Source organism: Enterobacter cloacae complex sp. S2, from assembly GCF_015159675.1.
Classification (GTDB): Bacteria; Pseudomonadota; Gammaproteobacteria; order Enterobacterales; family Enterobacteriaceae; genus Enterobacter; species Enterobacter intestinihominis.
This window is the reverse complement of record NZ_JADDTS010000009.1, coordinates 148,500-168,563: the sequence shown is the minus strand read 5'-3', so window position 1 is coordinate 168,563 and position 20,064 is coordinate 148,500. Positions and strand designations below refer to the sequence as shown.

Sequence of the window (20,064 nt, the reverse complement as noted above, 5' to 3'; positions counted from 1 at the left end):
GCTTACGGCATCGCGGGCGGCGTAATGCCGAAATGATTCCACGCCCGCACCGTTGCCATACGACCACGCGGGGTACGCTGCAAGAAGCCCTGCTGGATCAGATACGGCTCCAGCACGTCCTCGATAGTCTCACGCTCTTCGCCAATTGCCGCCGCCAGGTTATCCAGCCCTACCGGCCCGCCAAAGAACTTATCCAGCACCGCCAGCAGCAGCTTACGGTCCATATAGTCAAAGCCTTCGGCATCGACATTCAGCATATCCAGCGCCTGGGCGGCGATCTCGGCCGATATGGTGCCGTCGTGCTTCACCTCGGCAAAGTCACGCACCCGGCGCAGCAGGCGGTTGGCAATACGCGGCGTACCGCGGGAGCGCTTCGCCACTTCAAACGCCCCCTCTTCGCTCATATCCAGCCCCATGTAGCGCGCGCTGCGCCCTACAATATGCTGAAGGTCGGGCACCTGATAAAACTCCAGACGCTGCACGATACCAAAACGGTCGCGTAGTGGAGAGGTCAGCGAGCCGGCGCGGGTCGTGGCGCCAATCAGGGTAAACGGTGGCAGATCGATTTTGATCGAGCGCGCGGCCGGACCTTCACCGATCATGATATCCAGCTGGTAATCCTCCATTGCCGGATAGAGCACTTCCTCCACCACCGGTGAAAGACGGTGGATCTCATCGATAAACAGCACGTCATGCGGTTCGAGGTTGGTCAGCATCGCCGCCAGGTCCCCTGCTTTCTCCAGTACCGGGCCGGAGGTGGTACGCAGGTTAACGCCCATTTCATTGGCGACGATATTCGCCAGGGTGGTTTTACCTAACCCCGGCGGACCAAAAATCAGCAGGTGATCGAGCGCATCGCCGCGCAGCTTTGCCGCCTGGATGAAAATCTCCATCTGAGAACGAACCTGCGGCTGGCCGATGTACTCATCCAGCAGTTTGGGACGGATCGCGCGATCCACCACGTCATCTGGCTGAATAGTGCCTGCCGATACCAGGCGGTCTGCTTCAATCATCCTTTACCTCACAATGCAGCGCGCAGCGCTTCACGAATCAGAGTTTCACTGCTGGCATCCGGTTTAGCAATTTTGCTTACCATCCGGCTGGCCTCCTGAGGTTTATAGCCCAGCGCCACCAGCGCGGCAACCGCTTCCTGCTCGGCATCATCATCCGATGCAGGCGCGCCCGGGGAAGTCAGCACCAGATCGGCTGCCGGCGTGAACAGATCGCCATGCAGACCTTTGAAGCGGTCCTTCATCTCGACAATCAAACGCTCGGCGGTTTTCTTCCCGATGCCCGGAAGTTTAATTAACGCAGCTGGATCTTCACGCTCAACGGCGTTCACAAACTGTGGCGCTGACATACCGGACAGAATCGCCAGGGCCAGCTTCGGCCCGACGCCGTTGGTTTTAATCAATTCGCGGAACAGGGTGCGTTCCTGTTTGTTATTGAAGCCGTACAGCAGCTGAGCGTCTTCACGCACCACAAACTGGGTAAAGACAACCGCTTCTTTGCCCGCCTCCGGCAGCTCATAGAAGCAGGTCATTGGCATATGGACTTCATAGCCCACGCCACCCACTTCCAGCAGTACTAACGGGGGTTGTTTTTCAATGATGATGCCTCTGAGTCTGCCTATCACGTGACGCTCCTGCGTTCTGGAAGAAATTAACTGCCGACATAATAAAAAAAGGCTGGATAAACATCCAGCCTGATTTGTCATTATCGTAACCTGCCTCGCGCCAGATTGAGCCGCGACTCGCTCATTTGCATCGCATTCTGGCTGACGTGACAGTGGGTAATCGCAATGGCCAGCGCATCCGCGGCGTCGGCCTGCGGGTTCGCAGGGAGCTTCAGCAGGGTACGCACCATGTGCTGCACCTGGCTTTTCTCCGCGCTACCAATGCCCACCACCGTCTGCTTAACCTGACGGGCCGCGTACTCAAACACCGGCAGATCCTGGTTCACGGCGGCAACAATCGCCACGCCGCGCGCCTGACCGAGCTTTAACGCCGAGTCAGCGTTTTTCGCCATAAAGACCTGCTCGATGGCGAAATAGTCCGGCTGGAACTGGGTGATGATCTCCGACACGCCCGCATAGATGAGCTTCAGGCGCGATGGCAGATCGTCCACTTTGGTGCGAATACAGCCGCTGCCGAGGTAGGTTAGCTGGCGTCCCACCTGACGGATAACGCCATAGCCGGTGACGCGTGAGCCGGGGTCAATCCCGAGAATAATCGACATCACGCGTCTCCCGTAAACGGTTTACAGGCTCTCATCAGAGAGTCGCTGCAACCTCATCAGAGATTTCACCGTTGTGATACACTTCCTGCACGTCGTCGCAGTCTTCGAGCATGTCGATCAGACGCAGCAGTTTCGGTGCGGTTTCCGCATCCATGTCCGCTTTGGTAGACGGGATCATTGAGACTTCAGCGTTATCCGCCTTCAGGCCAGCCGCTTCCAGCGCATCGCGCACGGCACCCATCTCTTCCCATGCGGTGTAAACATCAATAGCGCCGTCGTCGTAGGTCACCACGTCTTCCGCACCGGCTTCCAGCGCCGCTTCCATGATCGCATCTTCGTCGCCTTTCTCGAAGGAGATGACGCCTTTTTTGCTGAACAGGTACGCTACAGAACCGTCAGTGCCCAGGTTACCACCGGTTTTGGTGAACGCGTGACGCACTTCCGCAACGGTACGGTTACGGTTGTCGGACAGACACTCAACCATCACCGCCGTACCGCCAGGACCGTAACCTTCATAAATGATGGTTTCCATGTTCGCGTCTTCATCACCGCCCACGCCACGTGCGATGGCACGGTTCAGGGTGTCACGCGTCATGTTGTTGGACAGGGCTTTATCCACCGCTGCGCGCAGACGTGGGTTAGAAGCCGGATCGCCGCCGCCCAGACGCGCCGCTGTCACCAGCTCACGAATGATTTTGGTAAAGATTTTACCGCGTTTGGCATCCTGTGCCGCTTTGCGGTGTTTGGTGTTGGCCCACTTACTATGACCTGCCATAAAAAGTTCTCCAAAAATCGCGCCTTCTCAGGCAGCGTTAATTACAAATTCTTCAATCGCCTGCCGGTTGCTCCACGACTTGGTCAGTGCGGCGGCATCCGCCGCATTCACCCAGCGGTAGGTCAGGTGTTCCGTGAACACGATCTCCCGCTCATGGGGAAGCGCAAGGCAGAACCACGATTCCGTATTGCGCTCAATGCCCGGTGCATAGCGATGACGTAAATGGCTAAAAATTTCAAACTCCACCGTGCGCTGACAGTCCTTCAGGGTCAGTTGCTCGCGAGCAACGTCAATGGCGACCTCTTCCTTTACTTCACGCGCGGCGGCCTGCGGCGCGGTCTCCCCCTCTTCCAGGCTGCCGGTAACCGACTGCCAGAAATCCGGATCGTCGCGCCGCTGCAACATCAGCACCCGCTTCGTGTCTTCTGCATAAATGACCACCAGAACCGAAACGGGACGCTTATATGCCATATCAGTTTTTCTCTTCCTTCTTCACCACCTCAATGCCCAGCTCAGCCAGCGCGGCCGGGTTGGCAAAGCTTGGCGCTTCAGTCATCAGACACGCCGCTGCGGTGGTTTTCGGGAAGGCGATCACATCACGGATGTTGTCGGTGCCGGTCAGCAGCATGGTCAGACGGTCAAGACCGAAGGCCAGACCCGCATGCGGAGGGGTACCGTACTTCAGGGCGTCCAGCAGGAAGCCAAACTTCTCGCGCTGCTCCTGCTCGTTAATGCCCAGAATGCCGAACACGGTCTGCTGCATTTCACCGCTGTGAATACGCACGGAACCGCCGCCCACTTCGTAGCCGTTGATGACCATATCGTAGGCGTTTGCCACCGCGTCTTCCGGCGCCGCTTTCAGCTCTGCCGCCGTCATCTCTTTTGGCGAGGTGAACGGGTGGTGCATCGCGGTCAGGCCGCCTTCACCGTCGTCTTCAAACATCGGGAAGTCGATTACCCACAGCGGCGCCCATTTGCTTTCGTCGGTCAGGTTCAGGTCTTTGCCAAGCTTCAGACGCAGCGCGCCCATCGCATCCGCAACCACTTTCTTGTTGTCTGCGCCGAAGAAGATCATGTCGCCGTCCTGCGCGCCGGTGCGCTCAAGGATCGCTTCCACGATGTCCGCATTCAGGAATTTCGCCACCGGGCTGGTGATGCCTTCCAGACCTTTTGCACGCTCGGTTACTTTAATATAGGCCAGACCTTTCGCGCCGTAGATCTTGATGAAGTTGCCGTAGTCGTCAATCTGCTTACGGCTCAGGGCAGCACCGCCCGGAACGCGCAGGGCAGCCACGCGGCCTTTCGGATCGTTAGCCGGGCCAGCAAAGACCGCGAACTCAACGGCTTTCACCAGGTCTGCCACGTCCACCAGCTCCATCGGGTTACGCAGGTCTGGTTTGTCAGAACCGTAGCGACGCTCGGCTTCCGCGAAGGTCATGACAGGGAAATCGCCCAGCTCAACGCCTTTCACGTCGTTCCACAGGCTACGCACCAGGGCTTCCATCACCTCACGCACCTGCTCAGCGGTCATGAAGGAGGTTTCCACATCGATCTGGGTAAATTCTGGCTGACGGTCAGCGCGCAGGTCTTCGTCGCGGAAGCATTTCACGATCTGATAGTAGCGATCGAAGCCGGACATCATCAGCAGCTGTTTGAAAAGCTGTGGTGACTGCGGCAGCGCGTAGAATTTGCCTTTATGGACGCGGGATGGCACCAGGTAGTCGCGCGCGCCTTCCGGCGTGGCTTTGGTCAGCATCGGGGTTTCGATATCAAGGAAACCGTGGTCATCCATAAAACGGCGCACCAGGCTGGTGATTTTCGCACGGGTTTTCAGGCGCTGAGCCATTTCCGGACGACGCAGATCCAGGTAGCGGTATTTCAGACGCGCTTCTTCGGTGTTGACGTGGTTGGAGTCCAGCGGCAACGCTTCCGCGCGGTTGATGATCGTCAGATCGGACGCCAGCACTTCGATAGCGCCGGTCGCCATGTCGGCGTTGACGTTTTTCTCGTCACGCGCACGCACGGTGCCCGTCACCTGAATGCAGAACTCATTGCGCAGCTCAGAAGCCAGCTTCAACGCATCAGCGCGATCCGGATCGAAGAACACCTGAACGATACCTTCGCGGTCACGCATATCAATAAAGATAAGGCTACCAAGATCGCGACGACGATTGACCCAACCACACAGGGTGACCTGCTGCCCGACGTGGGACTGACGCAGCTGCCCGCAATATTCTGTACGCATGAGATATCCCTTAATTAGCCGCAGGCTGATTGTCGCCTGTCTCGCAGGCTACGATGTCGCAGCTTTCTGTATGTCACAACTGGATGAAAAAAGGCGGCTATTATACTGGAAATTCTGCCGCACGATAAGAGCGAAGCACGGCCTGACGCGCGTTTGCTGAACTCTTATTGCCTATTCTCACAAAAATTAACAAAATTATCCGACCGATAACAGGCCATCACGTCGTAAGGTGTAGAAAAGCAATCATTTGACGGGAGTGACGATGTTTACACTTGATGCCACCAAAACCGCCCTTGTGGTCATTGATTTACAGGAAGGCATTCTGCCTTTTGCCGGTGGTCCGCACACCGCTGACGATGTGGTCAGCCGCGCTGCGCGCCTGGCAGAAAAATGCCGCGCCAGCGGCTCGCCTGTTGTTATGGTGCGCGTCGGCTGGTCCGCTGATTTCGCCGAAGCGTTAAAGCAGCCGGTTGATGCCAAGGCCCCGGCGCAGGCGCTGCCGGACAACTGGTGGACATATCCTGTCTCGCTCGGTAAACGCGACAGCGATATAGAAGTCACCAAACGCCAGTGGGGCGCATTCTACGGCACCGACCTGGAGCTCCAGCTGCGCCGTCGCGGGATCGACACTATTATTCTGTGCGGGATCTCCACCAACATCGGTGTGGAATCCACCGCCCGTAACGCCTGGGAGCTGGGCTTTAACCTGGTGATCGCGGAAGATGCGTGCAGCGCAGCCTCTGCGGATCAGCACCAGGGCAGCATGACCCATATCTTCCCGCGTATCGGTCGCGTGCGCAGCACGGATGAGATCCTCAGCGCGCTATGATGTACGTGGGCCTGCCCCAGTGGTCGCACCCGAAATGGGTGCGCCTGGGTATTACCAGCCTTGAAGAGTATGCCCGACACTTTAACTGCGTTGAGGGCAATACCACGCTGTACGCCCTGCCCCGCGCGGAGATCGTCGAACGCTGGCGCGAGCAAACCACCGACGACTTCCGCTTTTGCTTTAAATTCCCGGCGACCATCTCCCACAACGCCGCGCTGCGCAACTGCGATGATTTAACCCACGAGTTTTTCACCCGGATGTCGCCTCTGGCCAACCGTATTGGCCAGTACTGGCTCCAGCTTCCCGCCACGTTTGGCCCGCGCGACCTGCCTGCCCTCTGGCAGTTTCTCGACGCCCTGCCGCATGGCTTCACCTACGGCGTAGAAGTAAGGCATCCGGAATTCTTTGCCAAGGGCGACGTGGAGAAAGCGCTCAATCGCGGCCTGCATGAACGATCGGTCAACCGCGTGATCCTCGACAGCCGCCCCGTACATAGCGCAATCCCGCACAGCGAAGCCGTTGTTGATGCCCAGCGAAAAAAACCGAAAGTGCCCGTCCACGCGATCGTAACGGCACAGAACCCGATGGTCCGGTTTATCGGCAGCGATAACATGCAGCAAAATGAGGAGATGTTCGCCGTCTGGCTGCAAACGCTGGCGAAATGGGAGCACACCACCACGCCGTACCTTTTTTTACATACGCCGGATATCGCACAGGCGCCTGAACTGGTCGATGCTCTCTGGCAGGCCTTGCAGCAGGCGGTTCCGTCGGTTGGCCCCGCGCCGTCCATCCCACAACAATCTTCTCTTTTCTGAAATCACCCCCTATCATAGAGACGTGCCATCTGCCAAAAACAGGGAGTTAGTATGGTCAGCGCGCTGTATGCGGTGTTAGGTGCATTACTGCTGATTAAGTTTTCATTTGATGTTGTGCGCCTGAGAATGCAGTACCGCGTCTCGTACGGTGACGGGGGCTTTTCTGAGCTACAAAGCGCAATCCGCATCCACGGCAACGCGGTCGAGTACATTCCCGTCGCGTTAATTTTACTGCTGTTAATGGAGATGGATGGCGCAGAAACCTGGATGGTGCACGTCTGTGGGCTGCTGCTGATAGCTGGGCGTTTGATGCATTATTATGGTTTTCACCACCGCCTGATCCGCTGGCGTCGTTCTGGCATGAGCGCGACCTGGTGCTCGCTTTTGCTGATGGTGCTGGCTAACCTTTGGTATATGCCGTGGGAGTTGGTTTTCTCCTTCCATTAGCGCACAATATGCCCCTTTATTTTTCCCGGATTTTTACGTTATGTCAGATCGCGACACGCTTTTTTCCGCGCCTATCGCCAGCCTGGGCGACTGGACCTTTGATGAACGGGTAGCCGAAGTCTTCCCGGATATGATCCAGCGCTCTGTTCCCGGTTATTCCAATATTATCTCCATGATCGGCATGCTGGCGGAGCGTTTTGTTCAACCCGGCACGCAGGTCTATGACCTGGGCTGTTCGCTGGGAGCGGCAACGCTGTCCATTCGTCGTAACGTTCATCACGAAGGCTGCAAGATTGTGGCTGTCGATAACTCACCGGCCATGGTCGAACGCTGCCGTCGCCACATTGACGCGTATAAAGCCCCTACGCCTGTGGAGGTGGTAGAAGGCGATATCCGCGATATCGACATCCAGAACGCCTCGATGGTGGTACTGAACTTTACCCTTCAGTTCCTGGTGCCGGACGATCGTCAGCGGTTGCTGGATAAAATTTATCAGGGCCTGAACCCGGGCGGCGCGCTGGTGTTGTCTGAGAAATTCAGCTTTGAAGACGCCAGCGTGGGCGAACTGCTGTTCAACATGCACCATGATTTCAAGCGTGCAAATGGCTACAGCGAGCTGGAGATCAGCCAGAAGCGCAGCATGCTTGAAAACGTCATGCTGACGGATTCCGTAGAAACCCACAAAGCGCGCCTGCGCAAAGCCGGATTTGAACACAGCGAACTGTGGTTCCAGTGCTTTAACTTTGGTTCTCTGGTGGCGCTTAAAGCCGGAGACGCAGCATGATCGAGTTCGGTAATTTCTATCAGCTGATTGCCAAAAACCACCTTTCCCACTGGCTGGAAACCCTGCCTGCACAAATTGCCACCTGGCAGCGCGATCAGCAGCATGGTCTGTTGAAGCAGTGGTCCAACGCCGTGGAGTTTCTGCCTGAACTGACGCCTCATCGTCTGGATTTACTGCACAGCGTGACGGCGGAGAGCGAAGAGCCGCTCCCGGCCGGGCAGATCAACCGCATCGAAACGCTGATGCGTAACCTGATGCCGTGGCGCAAAGGGCCGTTCTCGCTGTACGGCGTAAACATCAACACCGAGTGGCGTTCCGACTGGAAGTGGGATCGCGTTCTGCCGCATTTATCCGACCTGACCGGGCGCACCATTCTGGACGTGGGCTGCGGTAGCGGCTATCACATGTGGCGCATGATCGGCGCAGGCGCGCATCTGGCCGTCGGTATCGATCCGATGCAGCTGTTCCTGTGCCAGTTTGAAGCGGTGCGTAAGCTGCTGGGTAACGACCAGCGTGCGCACCTGCTGCCGCTGGGTATCGAGCAACTCCCTGCCCTGAAAGCGTTTGATACCGTTTTCTCGATGGGCGTGCTGTACCACCGTCGTTCCCCGCTGGAGCATCTGTGGCAACTGAAAGATCAGCTGGTCAGCGGCGGCGAACTAGTGCTGGAAACGCTGGTCATCGAAGGCGATGAACATGCCGTTCTGGTGCCGGGCGATCGCTATGCGCAGATGCGCAACGTTTACTTCATCCCTTCCGCGCTGGCGCTGAAGAACTGGCTGGAGAAATGTGGATTTGTCGATGTACGCATCGCCGATGTGTGCGTGACGTCGGTTGAGGAACAGCGCCGCACCGACTGGATGATCACCGAATCACTGGAGCAATTCCTCGACCCGGACGATCACAGTAAAACCATAGAAGGCTATCCGGCCCCGATGCGTGCGGTATTGATTGCGACCAAGCCGTAGCCTTTAGCCGGGTGGCGGCTGCGCCTTACCCGGCCTACGCGTGATTTCGTAGGCCCGGTAAGCGCAGCGCCACCGGGCAAAAAAGAAAAAAAGGCCCCTGTGTAATTTGCAGGGGCCTGGTACAAGCAAGCATCATATTGGGCGACATGATGCGCGGTAAAAATCGGTACGTTGCTACACGTGATGACGTTCAATCAACGATTTCATTACCGCAACCGACTCTCCATCCACACCGTAGCGTGAGTACTCATCCGCTTCAGCATCCGTCGACATTGACAACCCTGTATTGCGATAACGCATGGGTGAAGGTATCCATTTACCCGCCGAGCTGTGCAGCTCTTCCACCCCTGCGTTTAAAAACAGTTCCAGATTGCTGGCGCGTACTCCTGCGCCCGCCATGATTATTGGAACACCGGAATGTGCTTTTAGTTCCGTAATTAATTTCAGTCCTTTTTCAGCCGAGGACTGCTGGCCCGACGTCAGAACGCGCGCCACGCCCAGTTCTGCCAGCGTATCAAAGGCTTGTATCGGATCCTGACACATATCGAACGCACGATGAAAAGTGACCGCCATCCCCCGGGCGGCGCGCATGACCTGACGCATACGCGGAAGATCGATGTTGCCGTCTTCGTCCAGCACACCGATCACCAGCCCCGGAAAACCGGAATCACGGACGAGGGCGATATCCTCAAGCATGGCACTGAACTCACCCGCCGTATAACAAAAATCACCGCCGCGCGGGCGAATAATCGGGTGCACCGGAATAGTGATGGCCTGACGGGCTGATTTCAGCACGCCAAAGGACGGGGTTAATCCCCCTTCTTTAGGTGCCGCGCAAAGCTCGATGCGATCGGCCCCCTGCCGTTGCGCAGTGACGGCACACTCCACGCTGTAACAACAAATTTCCAGCAGCGCCATGTCATCCTCCTTAAATTTCACTCAACGTACCATCGTGGCACGTTGCCCGATTGATGTCTGGATCGACGCTCACAATGCTTACGCTTCGCTGGCGACGATCTGCTCGATAGTCCAGGGATGGAATTTCACCGTCACGTTGCCGTCCGTTACGGCAAGCGTAGGGTTCGGTAAGCGTTCGCGCTCCCCTTTTGGCGAGCTGGTTTTGACGAAAATACCCGGCTGGCTTAACCCCTCGTCGGAAAGCAGCGCCAGCGCACGGGCGTTCAGCGTCTCGGGCTCCCCAGGCAGAACAATTTCGATATGCTCCCAGCCTTCGTGCGGATAACGCTTCTCTCCTGGCCAGGGCAGTTCCACAACGGTGAATTGCCAGTGCGCCACCGTTACCGGCGCGTGAAGTTTGAACAGGCAGATCGGGCGACCGTTAATGATATTCTCCGACAGCAGTTCTCCGCACTGCTCAAAGCCACGCCGCCAGCGTTCGGCGGTGGCATTCTGGTGGCAGCGCAAAGAGATGTGATCGGCCTCAAGCGGCGCGATATCCAGCCCGAGACGGGTGGCAAGTTCTGTGAACGCCTGAGTGAAGCGCGGTAAATCTGCGGAAATATCATGCAGTTCGTCAATGGTATGCCAGTTCGCCATAGGTCAGTCTCGTTTCGTGTCGCAAAGCCGCTAATTTACTCTGTTGCCCTCTGGCGACCAACCGCAGAATCACGGTTTTTTCGACTGCATGATTATGCATACCGTCTTCGCCTGGATTCTGAGCGATCTTCGCCCCCCGCAGGGCTGACGCCCGAAGGCATTTGCAGTATACTCCCGCCCTAAATTCTTAAACTGGCGTGGGTGTTTTTTACCCGCATCAAAAACGTAAGGTATCCAGGTGAATATTCAGGCTCTTCTCTCAGAAAAAGTCAGTCAGGCACTGATTGCCGCAGGTGCGCCTGCGGATTGCGAACCACAGGTTCGTCAGTCAGCGAAAGTACAGTTTGGCGACTATCAGGCTAATGGCGTGATGGCAGTGGCTAAAAAACTGGGCATGCCGCCGCGACAGCTCGCTGAGCAGGTACTGACGCATCTGGATCTCACCGGCATCGCCAGCAAAACCGAAATCGCCGGTCCAGGCTTTATCAACATTTTCCTTGAGCCTGCATTCCTCGCAAGCCACGTTGACGCGGCGCTGAAGTCTGACCGTCTGGGCGTGGCTCAGCCAGAAGCGCAGACCGTGGTGGTTGACTACTCCGCGCCAAACGTGGCGAAAGAGATGCACGTCGGTCACCTGCGCTCCACCATCATCGGTGACGCGGCGGTGCGTACCCTGGAGTTCCTTGGTCACAAGGTGATCCGCGCTAACCACGTAGGCGACTGGGGCACGCAGTTCGGCATGCTGATCGCGTATCTGGAAAAGCAGCAGCAGGAAAACGCAGGCGAAATGGCGCTGGCAGACCTGGAAGGTTTCTACCGTGAAGCCAAAAAGCACTATGACGAAGATGAAGCCTTCGCCGAGCGCGCGCGCAGCTACGTGGTGAAACTTCAAGGCGGCGACCCGTACTTCCTCGAGATGTGGCGCAAGCTGGTGGACATTACCATGTCCCAGAATCAGCTCACCTATAACCGTCTGAACGTGACCCTGACCCGTGACGACGTGATGGGTGAAAGCCTGTATAACCCGATGCTGCCAGGCATTGTGGCGGACCTGAAAGCTAAAAATCTGGCGGTGGAAAGCGAAGGCGCAACGGTGGTGTTCCTTGATGAGTATAAAAACAAGGAAGGCGAACCGATGGGTGTGATCGTCCAGAAAAAGGATGGCGGCTATCTCTACACCACCACCGACATCGCCTGTGCGAAATACCGTTACGAAACCCTGCATGCGGATCGCGTGCTGTATTACATCGACTCCCGTCAGCACCAGCACCTGATGCAGGCGTGGACTATCGTGCGTAAAGCGGGTTATGTGCCGGATTCCGTGCCGCTGGAACATCACATGTTCGGCATGATGCTGGGTAAAGACGGTAAGCCGTTCAAAACCCGTGCGGGCGGCACCGTGAAGCTTTCCGATCTGCTGGATGAAGCGCTGGAACGCGCGCGTCGCCTGGTGGCCGAGAAGAACCCGGATATGCCTGCTGACGAGCTGGAGAAACTGGCTAACGCGGTTGGGATCGGCGCGGTGAAATACGCGGATCTCTCCAAGAACCGTACCACCGACTATATCTTCGACTGGGACAACATGCTGGCGTTTGAAGGCAACACGGCGCCATATATGCAGTACGCTTATACCCGCGTACTCTCCGTCTTCCGTAAAGCCAATATCGACGAAAGCGTGCTGGCGAATGCCACGGTGACCCTTACCGAAGATCGTGAAGCACAGCTGGCTGCCCGCCTGCTTCAGTTCGAAGAGACGCTCTCCGTGGTCGCGCGTGACGGTACGCCGCATGTTATGTGTGCTTACCTGTACGATCTGGCCGGTCTGTTCTCTGGCTTCTACGAACACTGCCCTATCCTCTCTGCCGAGAGCGAAGCGGTGCGTCACAGCCGCCTGAAGCTGGCGCAGCTGACGGCGAAGACACTGAAGCTCGGTCTGGATACCCTGGGTATCGAAACCGTAGAACGTATGTAAAAAAGAAACCCGGCGAGCGCCGGGTTTTTTATTATCAGAAATATTTCCGCAAATATTCCGTCAGACACAGAATCGCCATTGCCTGGCCATACGGCATCGAGGTCAGCGGTATCTGGCGGTAAAACGCCAGATCGCTTCCCATCCCCGTCCCGAAGGACGTTTGCAGCAGCTCCCCTTCCGGCGAGATGTTTTGCACGATGCCGCGAATCGCTTTCTCCGCCACCTCTGCGTACTCTGCGCCGACATAACGCTTGCGCACGGCTTTCAGAATGCCGTAGGCAAACCCTGCCGTGGCCGACGCCTCCAGATAAGAATCAGGATCGTCCAGCAGCGTATGCCACAATCCGCTCTCGTCCTGACATTTTGCCAGTGCGACGATCTGCGCGTTCAGTACCTGCACCAGATAGCGACGAACGGCGTTGTTTTCCGGCAGATCCACCAGCTCGAGGAAATCCGGGATGACGATGGTCAGCCAGCTGTTGCCGCGCGCCCAGCGGGCCCGGGCAAAGTTGTGATTGCCGTCGTAATTCCAGCCGTGGAACCACAGCCCGGTCTCCCGATCCATCAGATTCTGTACGTGGAGCAGGAACTGATAGATCGCCTCCTCGACGTACTCCGGCTTGTTCAGCAGCTTGCCGATTTTCGCCAGCGGCAGCACCGTCATCATCAGCGTGTCATCCCACATCTGCTGATGGTTCTCTTCCGCCAGGGTGATGTGCTGCATGCCGCCATGTTCGGTGCGCGGCATCTCATTCATCGCCCATTCCGCCCAGCTTTCCAGCCACGGCAGCCAGGCAGGGTTTTTGGTCTCTTCGTAGCGATACGCCAGCGTCAGGAACGGCGACATGGTATTCACGTTTTTGGTGGTTGCGCCTTCAGCGAAACGGTCAGCAAACCAGCTGTCGATAATCTCGCGCATGCCTTCGTCACCGGTCTGGCAGTAATACTGCCAGATACCGTATAAACCGACGCCGTGGGTCCATTCCCATCCGGCCCAGCCTTTGGTGTCGATCACGCGCCCGTCGTCCAGCCGCAGCAAAAACTCACCCGTTTTGTCGTGGATATTGACCAGGTTATGCGTCACCTTTTGAATCAGCGATTTCAGCTCATCCCTGGCGATAAAGCGCTCAGGCTGACGCAGTAACGGGCTATGTTTGACAGGCCAAACTTTCATCATCTTAACCTCTGTTGTATGTCGAATTCAGTACCGCGCGATCCTTCAGCGAAGGGGCCGCCGGCTTATTGCGATTCAGATAACCGATGTTGTTGTTGCCCCACAGGGATTCATACGGCATTCCCGCCAGCATCTCCACGGTAGCGCGGGCCTGCGGGGTCACCGCCTCTGGCATCGCATGGCCGGACTCGCGCATTTTCGCGGTCTCTTCACGCAGGGTGCTGTGAGTCTGCAAATTGAGTTTGAAGCGCAGGGAGACAAGGAAGCCGCAGAACAGCACCAGAATAGTGCCAACGCTCAGGATCATCAGAATGGTGTGGCTCACTTCCGCAGGCTGCACTTTTTGCCCGCTGACAAAGCCCGACATCTGCATCACGATCCCCACCAGCATCACCGCACCGGCCTGAGACGCTTTACGGGTCAGCGTCATGATGCCCGCGAAGATCCCTTCGCGACGCTGACCGGTGATCACTTCGTCCACGTCAGCAATGTAGGTGTAGGTATTCCACGGTACGTAGTTGATACCCCCGCGGCCAAGACCGGCAACCGCAGAGATCAGCAGCAGCAGAGCGTAAACGTCGCTCAGGCCCGCGTAATAAAGCACCGCGTAAGAGAGCGAGGCCAGACCAAACAGCACGACCACCATGCGGTAAGACGGCGCAGGTCCGAAGCGAATGCACAGCGGGATCATGCCGATCACGGCGAGGAACTGGAAGATGGCCATCGTGCCCAGCAGGTTGGACGCCATTGACGCCTCCTGCATCAGCACAAATACCACGTAATAGGTGAACACCGCATTAAAGACGTCCTGGGCGATGTAGCCGCCAAGGTACATCCCCAGATGCTGGCGGAAAATCTTGATGCGCAGCGTCGAACTTAATTCGACAAAAAGACGGTTCAGGCTCTGGCCCAGGGTCAGCTTTTTCTTCTCTTCCTCGGCACGCAGAGCCGCTTCAGACCACTCTTCCCGCGGACGCTCCCAGGTGAAGAACCAGACGAAAGTAAGCATCAGCGCGCAGAGTACGGAGAAGACCAGGCTTGCATAGAAGAAGGAGATCGCGTTGTCTTTGCCGAAATGCGTGAGCAGGATCCCCGGCAGGAAGGAGGCCAGAATGGCGGACATCTGCGCCATAGAGATACGCGCCCCGGAGAATTTTGTTTTCTGTTTGAAATCGTCCGTCATCTCCGGCACCAGCGTTTCGTACGGCACCAGGATCATGGTGTAGACGATATCAAAGATCAGATAGGTCAGCAGGTAGTACCAGAAACTCATGTCCCCTACCCACATCAGCGAGTAGCTGAAAACGCAGGGAATACCGAGCAGGATGAAGAACTTACGACGGCCAAAACGCTTGCCCAGCCAGGTGGTGCCAAAGTTATCGGTTAAAAAGCCCATTAACGGGCTGACAACCGCATCCAGCACCCTTGCGGCAGCGAAGATAAAGGTTGCTTCAATCGGTGTGAGTCCACAGAAGGTGGTATAAAAATACAAAAGCCAGGCGGCCGTCAGGGCGGTAGTCCCCGCCCCGAGGAAGTCCCCTGACCCGTAAGCAAAATAATTTGCGAGTCCAATTTTACGTGTTTTCATTGCCGTCAACCCTAATCAGTTTTGGGAGACTCCCTGTAAGCAACCTCGTCCGGGAGTTTTTACACGGCTACAGTAAAAGTATCGACCTGTTGATACCTTTCTGTTTCTGCCATCACAAAGTGGTGAATGGCAAAAACGCAAAGAGTGTCAATACGCGTGTCACTGATTTATAAAACAGCGTTTCTTTTGTATCAAAAGGGAAGGTCATTTTTGCGAGCCAGCCTTCAGAAATGCCTGGAGACTGGCGAAAAGGCGGGCAGTTAGCGGTAGTTGACGAGCACCTCGTTGCGCTGAACCTTCAGCGCCGGGATCAGACGTCCACCGCCTGGCACTTCCCAGATAAAGCGTAAAGGCTCCTGAGCAGACACCCCGTTGAAGGCCTGGGTAGTGCCACGTTGACCCTCAATTTCCGCGCAGCGGGTCAGCGAGCACAGCCGCACCCGCAACCCGGCCGGTGTGGGTCCCGTCAGGGTGTAATTCCAGGCCACCAGCGTCATCTGCCCGGACACGGGCTCAGAGGCGGACAGCGGACGGGAGGAGATCGACTCACCCCGATGGTTGAGCGTCAAGCCGATACTGCTGGCCTGCCATGCCCCCTCGCCTGCGGCCTGCGCCGCCAGCGGGAAAAGTAAGATCCACAGCCACTTACGCATTATTTCCCTCCTATGGTCGCCGTCATGCGAATATTGCGGTTATCGGACAGCTCCATATTCGACAGCACTACCAGCTGGTTCAGGCTCCGGCGCAGGAAGCGCGACAGCAACGGACGCAGCGCGTGATTTACCAGCAGCACCGGCGGCGCGCCCAGCATCTCCTGACGCGCCAGCGCCTCCTGGGTTTGCGCCAGTAATCTGTCCGCCAGACCCGGCTCCAGCCCGCCACCGCCCTGCAACGCCTGAAGCAGCAGACGTTCCAGCGGCGTGTCCAGGCCAATGACCTGCACTTCGCCGGTTCCCGGGAACCATTGCTGGGTAATGGCGCGTCCAAGCGCCACGCGCACCACCGCCGTCAGTTCGTGCGGATCGCTTTGCAGCGGCGCATGTTCGGCCAGCGTCTCAAGGATGGTACGCATATCGCGAATGGGCACCTTCTCATCGAGCAGATTTTGCAGCACTTTGTGCAGGGTGGTTAATGTCAGCACGCCCGGCACCAAATCTTCGGTCAGCTTCGGCATCTCCTGCGTTACGCGGTCGAGCAGCTGCTGCGCCTCCTGACGTCCAAACAGTTCCGCGGAGAACTGGCCAATCAGGTGGTTGAGGTGCGTCGCCACCACGGTACTGGCCTCAACGACCGTGTAACCCTGAATCTGCGCCTGCTCTTTCAGGGCGCTCTCAATCCAGATTGCCGCCAGACCAAAGGCCGGGTCGGTCGTCTGCTCACCCGGCAGCGTGCCTGCGGCGGTGCCCGGGTTAATCGCCAGCCAGCGGCCGGGGTACGCATCACCGCTGCCGATTTCCACCCCTTTCATCAGGATGCGGTAGCGCGCGGGCGGGAGATCCATATTGTCCCGGATGTGGACCACCGGCGGCAGGAAGCCCATATCCTGGGCGAATTTTTTACGAATGCTGCGGATACGGCCAAGCAGCTCACCATCCTGCTGGAAATCCACCATCGGGATCAGGCGGTACCCCACTTCCATCCCCAGCGAATCTTCGAGCTGTACGTCGTTCCAGGTGGCTTCCACCGCCTGGGTGTTCTCAGGCATTTTGACCGGCGCAGGCTCTGCCTTAGGCTGCGTTTCCCGGCCACGCATCCACCAGGCAAGCCCCAGCAGCGCAGCGGTGAACAGCAGGAATACCAGGTTTGGCATGCCCGGCACCATACCGAGCAGGCCCAGCACCGCCGCGGAGAGCAGCATAACGCGCGGGTTGCTGAAGAGCTGCCCCACCATCTGCTCGCCCACGTCCTGATCGGTACTGACGCGAGTCACAATCACGCCCGCCGCGGTGGAGATCACCAGCGCCGGGATCTGCGCCACCAGACCGTCACCAATGGTCAGCAGCGTATAGCTTTCCGCCGCGTGGCCCATGTCCATGCCGTGTTGCAGCACGCCGACGAGCAGGCCGCCGACGACGTTAATCACCATGATCAGAATGCCCGCGATGGCGTCACCGCGCACAAACTTACTCGCACCGTCCATGGAGCCGTAGAAATCTGCCTCCTGGGTCACTTCGGCACGGCGTTTTTTCGCTTCATCTTCCGCGATCAGCCCGGCATTCAGGTCGGCGTCGATGGCCATCTGCTTGCCCGGCATCCCGTCGAGCACGAAGCGCGCGCCCACTTCAGCGATACGTCCCGCCCCTTTAGTGATAACCATGAAGTTGATAATCACCAGAATGACGAACACCACGATACCGATGGCGAAGTTGCCGCCCACCAGGAAGTGACCGAAGGCTTCGACCACCTTGCCCGCCGCCGCCGCGCCGGTGTGCCCTTCCATCAGGATGATACGCGTGGAGGCAACGTTCAGCGCCAGGCGCAGCAGCGTGGTGAACAGCAGGATCGTTGGAAACGCGGCGAACTCCAGCGTGCGCTGGGTGAACATCGCCACCAGCAACACCATGATGGACAACGCAATGTTGAAGGTGAAAAGCAGGTCGAGGATAAATGCCGGTAACGGCAGCACCATCATCGACAGAATTAGCAGGATCAGAATCGGTCCGGCAAGGATCTGCCATTGCGTCGATTTCAGGTTGCCGGGCAGGCGCAACATTGCCACCAGATTAGCCATCAGTGTCCTTCTCGTTCAAAAAATCCAGTGCTTCAGGCACCGGCAGGTTCTCAGGTTTTACAGGTCGTTGACCGCCCGCTAAACGCCAGCGTTTCAGTTGCCACACCCAGGCCAGCACCTCTGCGACAGCGGCGTAGAGCTGGCCCGGGATCTGTTGTCCAATTTCCGCGTGGCGATACAGCGCGCGAGCCAGCGGCGGTGCTTCCAGGATCGGCACACGGTTTTCCGTGGCGATTTCACGAATGCGCAGCGCAATCAGCCCGGCCCCTTTCGCCACCACTTTCGGCGCGCTCATTTTGTTTTCGTCGTACTGAAGCGCCACGGAGTAGTGAGTCGGGTTGGTGACGATGACGTCGGCTTTCGGCACATCTTCCATCATGCGCCGACGCGCGGCGGCGCGCTGCATCTGGCGGATACGGCCCTTAACGTGCGGGTCGCCTTCCATCTGCTTATATTCATCGCGGATGTCCTGACGCGACATTCGCAGCTTTTTGATATGGGAATAGATCTGGAAGATAACGTCGAACGCCACCATCGGAATAATGCTGAGTACCACCAGCAGCGAGCATAACCCGACCAGGTTCAGGGCATTTTTCATCGCCGTCATCGGGGACTCGCTGATGAGGCGCATCATCTCCGGCCAGTGGTGCCACAGAAAAAACCCGGCGGTACTGCCCATAAGAAGCGATTTCAGGATCGCTTTAAGAAGCTCAGCCCCGGTTTGCGCGGAAAACATTTTCGCAATGCCGGGGAACGGATTGAGCTTAGAGAATTTCGGTTGCAGCGATTTTCCGCTGAACACCAGGCCACCGAGCATGACCGGCGAAACCAGGGCCACGATGACCACGCCCGCGATCAGCGGCAGCAAGGCGAGCATCGCGCTTTTCACAAGGTTGATGATCTGAATGAGGATCAGATTGGGGTCATTGACCATGCTGTGATCAAAACGTAAGCCAGCCGAGAGCATTCCCGCCAGTCTGCGGGCAAGCATCTCCCCGCCCCACCAGATTATGCAGACGCCCACCACCAGGATCAGCAGGGATGTCAGCTCTCGGGATCGGGGGATCTGCCCATCCTCACGGGCTTTTTCAAGTCGGTGGGGTGTGGGGGCTTCTGTTTTGTCGTCGTTCTCTTCTGCCACTGTGCCTGCTCGCAGCCCATTAATTCACGGGTATCATGCCAGCGCAGAGAAAATCCAATGGCGGGAAAAGCCCGTTTATTCGGGCTCTTTTCGCTGTTTTTATTCTGAGCTGCCTCAGGCCGCGTTAACGACCTGAGGCAGAACGCGCAATCAGAAACCAAGACTGTCCAGCAGATCGTCCACCTGATCCTGGCTTGCCACCACGCCCGCTTTGCTGGTGTCAAGCTGTGGACCATTGAGCAGGCTTTCGTTCTCGCGTTTCGGACGGGCAGCCGGTTCCGGTATGTTCTCCAGCAGCACCATCAGCAGCTGACGTTCAATCTCCTGAATCACATCCATCATGCGCTTGATCACCTGGCCGGTGAGGTCCTGGAAATCCTGTGCCATCATGATGTCCAGCAGCTGGGCATTGGTGAAGCTGGTGTGCCCCGGCACGTCACCCAGGTACTGACGGGTATCCGTTACCAGTTCGCGGGCATCCGCCAGCTCAATAGGGTTCTCAAACCACTCATCCCAGCGTTTGCTCAGCGCTTTCGCCCCCTTCTCCATCGCATCCTGGTGCGGCTGCGAGGCTTCAACGCTGTTCAGCGCACGCTCCGCCGCCTGCGCGGTCATCTGCACGACGTAGTCCAGACGGTCGCGCGCGTCAGGGATGGCTTCCGCCGCTTCGGCGATAGCCTGGTCCAGCCCCAGCTCGCGCAGGCTGTCGCGCAGCATGCGGGTCAGGCTACCAATGCGGGCAATAATGTCGCTCGGCGAATGTTCTTCAACGGGTTTCATAGCAGGTTGCAACATATCCA

General features: G+C 57.5%; 20 protein-coding genes. 6 read left to right on the top strand and 14 right to left on the bottom strand.

Features of this window, described 5'->3' with window-relative positions; translation table 11 throughout:
• Positions 1-2: 2 nt before the first annotated feature.
• The 6 genes from ruvB to aspS all read right to left on the bottom strand — a co-directional run bounded on the left by ruvB (position 3) and on the right by aspS (position 5,258).
• The gene (gene ruvB / locus IPZ49_RS06390) at positions 3-1,013 is read right to left on the bottom strand and encodes a Holliday junction branch migration DNA helicase RuvB (protein WP_003859753.1); all 1,011 of its coding nucleotides are present in this window, start codon (positions 1,011-1,013) and stop codon (positions 3-5) included.
• 8 nt (positions 1,014-1,021) lie between these two features.
• Positions 1,022-1,636: a Holliday junction branch migration protein RuvA gene (gene ruvA, locus IPZ49_RS06385; protein WP_003859751.1), complete on the bottom strand. Its 615-nt coding sequence runs from the start codon at positions 1,634-1,636 to the stop codon at positions 1,022-1,024.
• Positions 1,637-1,716: 80 nt separating this feature from the next.
• Positions 1,717-2,238, bottom strand: coding sequence for a crossover junction endodeoxyribonuclease RuvC (gene ruvC, locus IPZ49_RS06380; protein WP_003859749.1), 522 nt, complete (start codon positions 2,236-2,238; stop codon positions 1,717-1,719).
• A gap of 34 nt (positions 2,239-2,272) precedes the next feature.
• Entirely contained in the window at positions 2,273-3,013 is a 741-nt protein-coding gene (locus IPZ49_RS06375) for a YebC/PmpR family DNA-binding transcriptional regulator (protein ID WP_003859747.1), read from the bottom strand.
• A gap of 27 nt (positions 3,014-3,040) precedes the next feature.
• Complete coding sequence (gene nudB, locus IPZ49_RS06370) at positions 3,041-3,484, bottom strand: dihydroneopterin triphosphate diphosphatase (protein WP_006811037.1); 444 nt, start codon at positions 3,482-3,484, stop codon at positions 3,041-3,043.
• Between the two features lies 1 nt (position 3,485).
• Entirely contained in the window at positions 3,486-5,258 is a 1,773-nt protein-coding gene (aspS, locus tag IPZ49_RS06365) for an aspartate--tRNA ligase (protein WP_017384352.1), read from the bottom strand.
• 262 nt (positions 5,259-5,520) lie between these two features.
• On the opposite strand from aspS, the gene IPZ49_RS06360 reads away from it, so the two are divergent.
• Genes IPZ49_RS06360 through cmoB form a run of 5 tightly spaced genes read left to right on the top strand, consistent with a single transcriptional unit; the run spans position 5,521 to position 9,101 of the window.
• On the top strand, positions 5,521-6,087 hold the full coding sequence (locus tag IPZ49_RS06360) for a hydrolase (RefSeq protein WP_015570278.1): 567 nt from the start codon (positions 5,521-5,523) through the stop codon (positions 6,085-6,087).
• Positions 6,084-6,902 (top strand): DUF72 domain-containing protein, encoded by an 819-nt coding sequence (locus IPZ49_RS06355; protein WP_032669630.1) that lies wholly within the window; start codon positions 6,084-6,086, stop codon positions 6,900-6,902. Before IPZ49_RS06360 ends, IPZ49_RS06355 begins: the two co-directional genes overlap by 4 nt.
• Before the next feature lie 51 nt (positions 6,903-6,953).
• Entirely contained in the window at positions 6,954-7,349 is a 396-nt protein-coding gene (locus IPZ49_RS06350) for an MAPEG family protein (protein WP_003859737.1), read from the top strand.
• Positions 7,350-7,389: 40 nt separating this feature from the next.
• Entirely contained in the window at positions 7,390-8,133 is a 744-nt protein-coding gene (gene cmoA / locus IPZ49_RS06345; protein WP_003859735.1) for a carboxy-S-adenosyl-L-methionine synthase CmoA, read from the top strand.
• Positions 8,130-9,101 carry a tRNA 5-methoxyuridine(34)/uridine 5-oxyacetic acid(34) synthase CmoB gene (gene cmoB, locus IPZ49_RS06340; RefSeq protein ID WP_015570275.1) on the top strand — a complete coding sequence of 324 codons (972 nt, stop codon included), beginning with the start codon at positions 8,130-8,132 and terminating at the stop codon, positions 9,099-9,101. The genes cmoA and cmoB overlap by 4 nt, the downstream gene beginning before the upstream one ends.
• Before the next feature lie 174 nt (positions 9,102-9,275).
• On the opposite strand, the gene cutC is transcribed toward cmoB, so the two are convergent.
• Positions 9,276-10,019, bottom strand: a complete 744-nt coding sequence (gene cutC, locus IPZ49_RS06335; RefSeq protein ID WP_032669628.1) for a copper homeostasis protein CutC — start codon at positions 10,017-10,019, stop codon at positions 9,276-9,278.
• 78 nt (positions 10,020-10,097) lie between these two features.
• Positions 10,098-10,658 carry a VOC family protein gene (locus IPZ49_RS06330; RefSeq protein ID WP_015570274.1) on the bottom strand — a complete coding sequence of 187 codons (561 nt, stop codon included), beginning with the start codon at positions 10,656-10,658 and terminating at the stop codon, positions 10,098-10,100.
• A 238-nt stretch (positions 10,659-10,896) separates the two neighbouring features.
• Here IPZ49_RS06330 and argS point away from each other — a divergent pair, with 238 nt between their 5' ends.
• Positions 10,897-12,630 (top strand): arginine--tRNA ligase, encoded by a 1,734-nt coding sequence (gene argS / locus IPZ49_RS06325; RefSeq protein WP_023294934.1) that lies wholly within the window; start codon positions 10,897-10,899, stop codon positions 12,628-12,630.
• A gap of 34 nt (positions 12,631-12,664) precedes the next feature.
• Here the strand turns inward: argS and IPZ49_RS06320 are convergent, their stop codons facing one another.
• The 6 genes from IPZ49_RS06320 to cheZ form a co-directional block, all read right to left on the bottom strand.
• Complete coding sequence (locus IPZ49_RS06320; protein WP_058688693.1) at positions 12,665-13,804, bottom strand: glycoside hydrolase family 105 protein; 1,140 nt, start codon at positions 13,802-13,804, stop codon at positions 12,665-12,667.
• Positions 13,805-13,808: 4 nt separating this feature from the next.
• Complete coding sequence (locus tag IPZ49_RS06315; RefSeq protein ID WP_017693238.1) at positions 13,809-15,392, bottom strand: MFS transporter; 1,584 nt, start codon at positions 15,390-15,392, stop codon at positions 13,809-13,811.
• A 260-nt stretch (positions 15,393-15,652) separates the two neighbouring features.
• The gene (locus IPZ49_RS06310) at positions 15,653-16,045 is read right to left on the bottom strand and encodes a flagellar protein FlhE (RefSeq protein WP_023303901.1); all 393 of its coding nucleotides are present in this window, start codon (positions 16,043-16,045) and stop codon (positions 15,653-15,655) included.
• Positions 16,045-18,123 (bottom strand): flagellar biosynthesis protein FlhA, encoded by a 2,079-nt coding sequence (flhA, locus tag IPZ49_RS06305; RefSeq protein ID WP_003859723.1) that lies wholly within the window; start codon positions 18,121-18,123, stop codon positions 16,045-16,047. The genes IPZ49_RS06310 and flhA overlap by 1 nt, the downstream gene beginning before the upstream one ends.
• Entirely contained in the window at positions 18,116-19,264 is a 1,149-nt protein-coding gene (gene flhB / locus IPZ49_RS06300) for a flagellar biosynthesis protein FlhB (RefSeq protein WP_017693236.1), read from the bottom strand. Before flhB ends, flhA begins: the two co-directional genes overlap by 8 nt.
• A 150-nt stretch (positions 19,265-19,414) precedes the next feature.
• Positions 19,415-20,059, bottom strand: a complete 645-nt coding sequence (gene cheZ / locus IPZ49_RS06295) for a protein phosphatase CheZ (protein ID WP_003859718.1) — start codon at positions 20,057-20,059, stop codon at positions 19,415-19,417.
• Between the last annotated feature and the right edge of the window lie 5 nt (positions 20,060-20,064).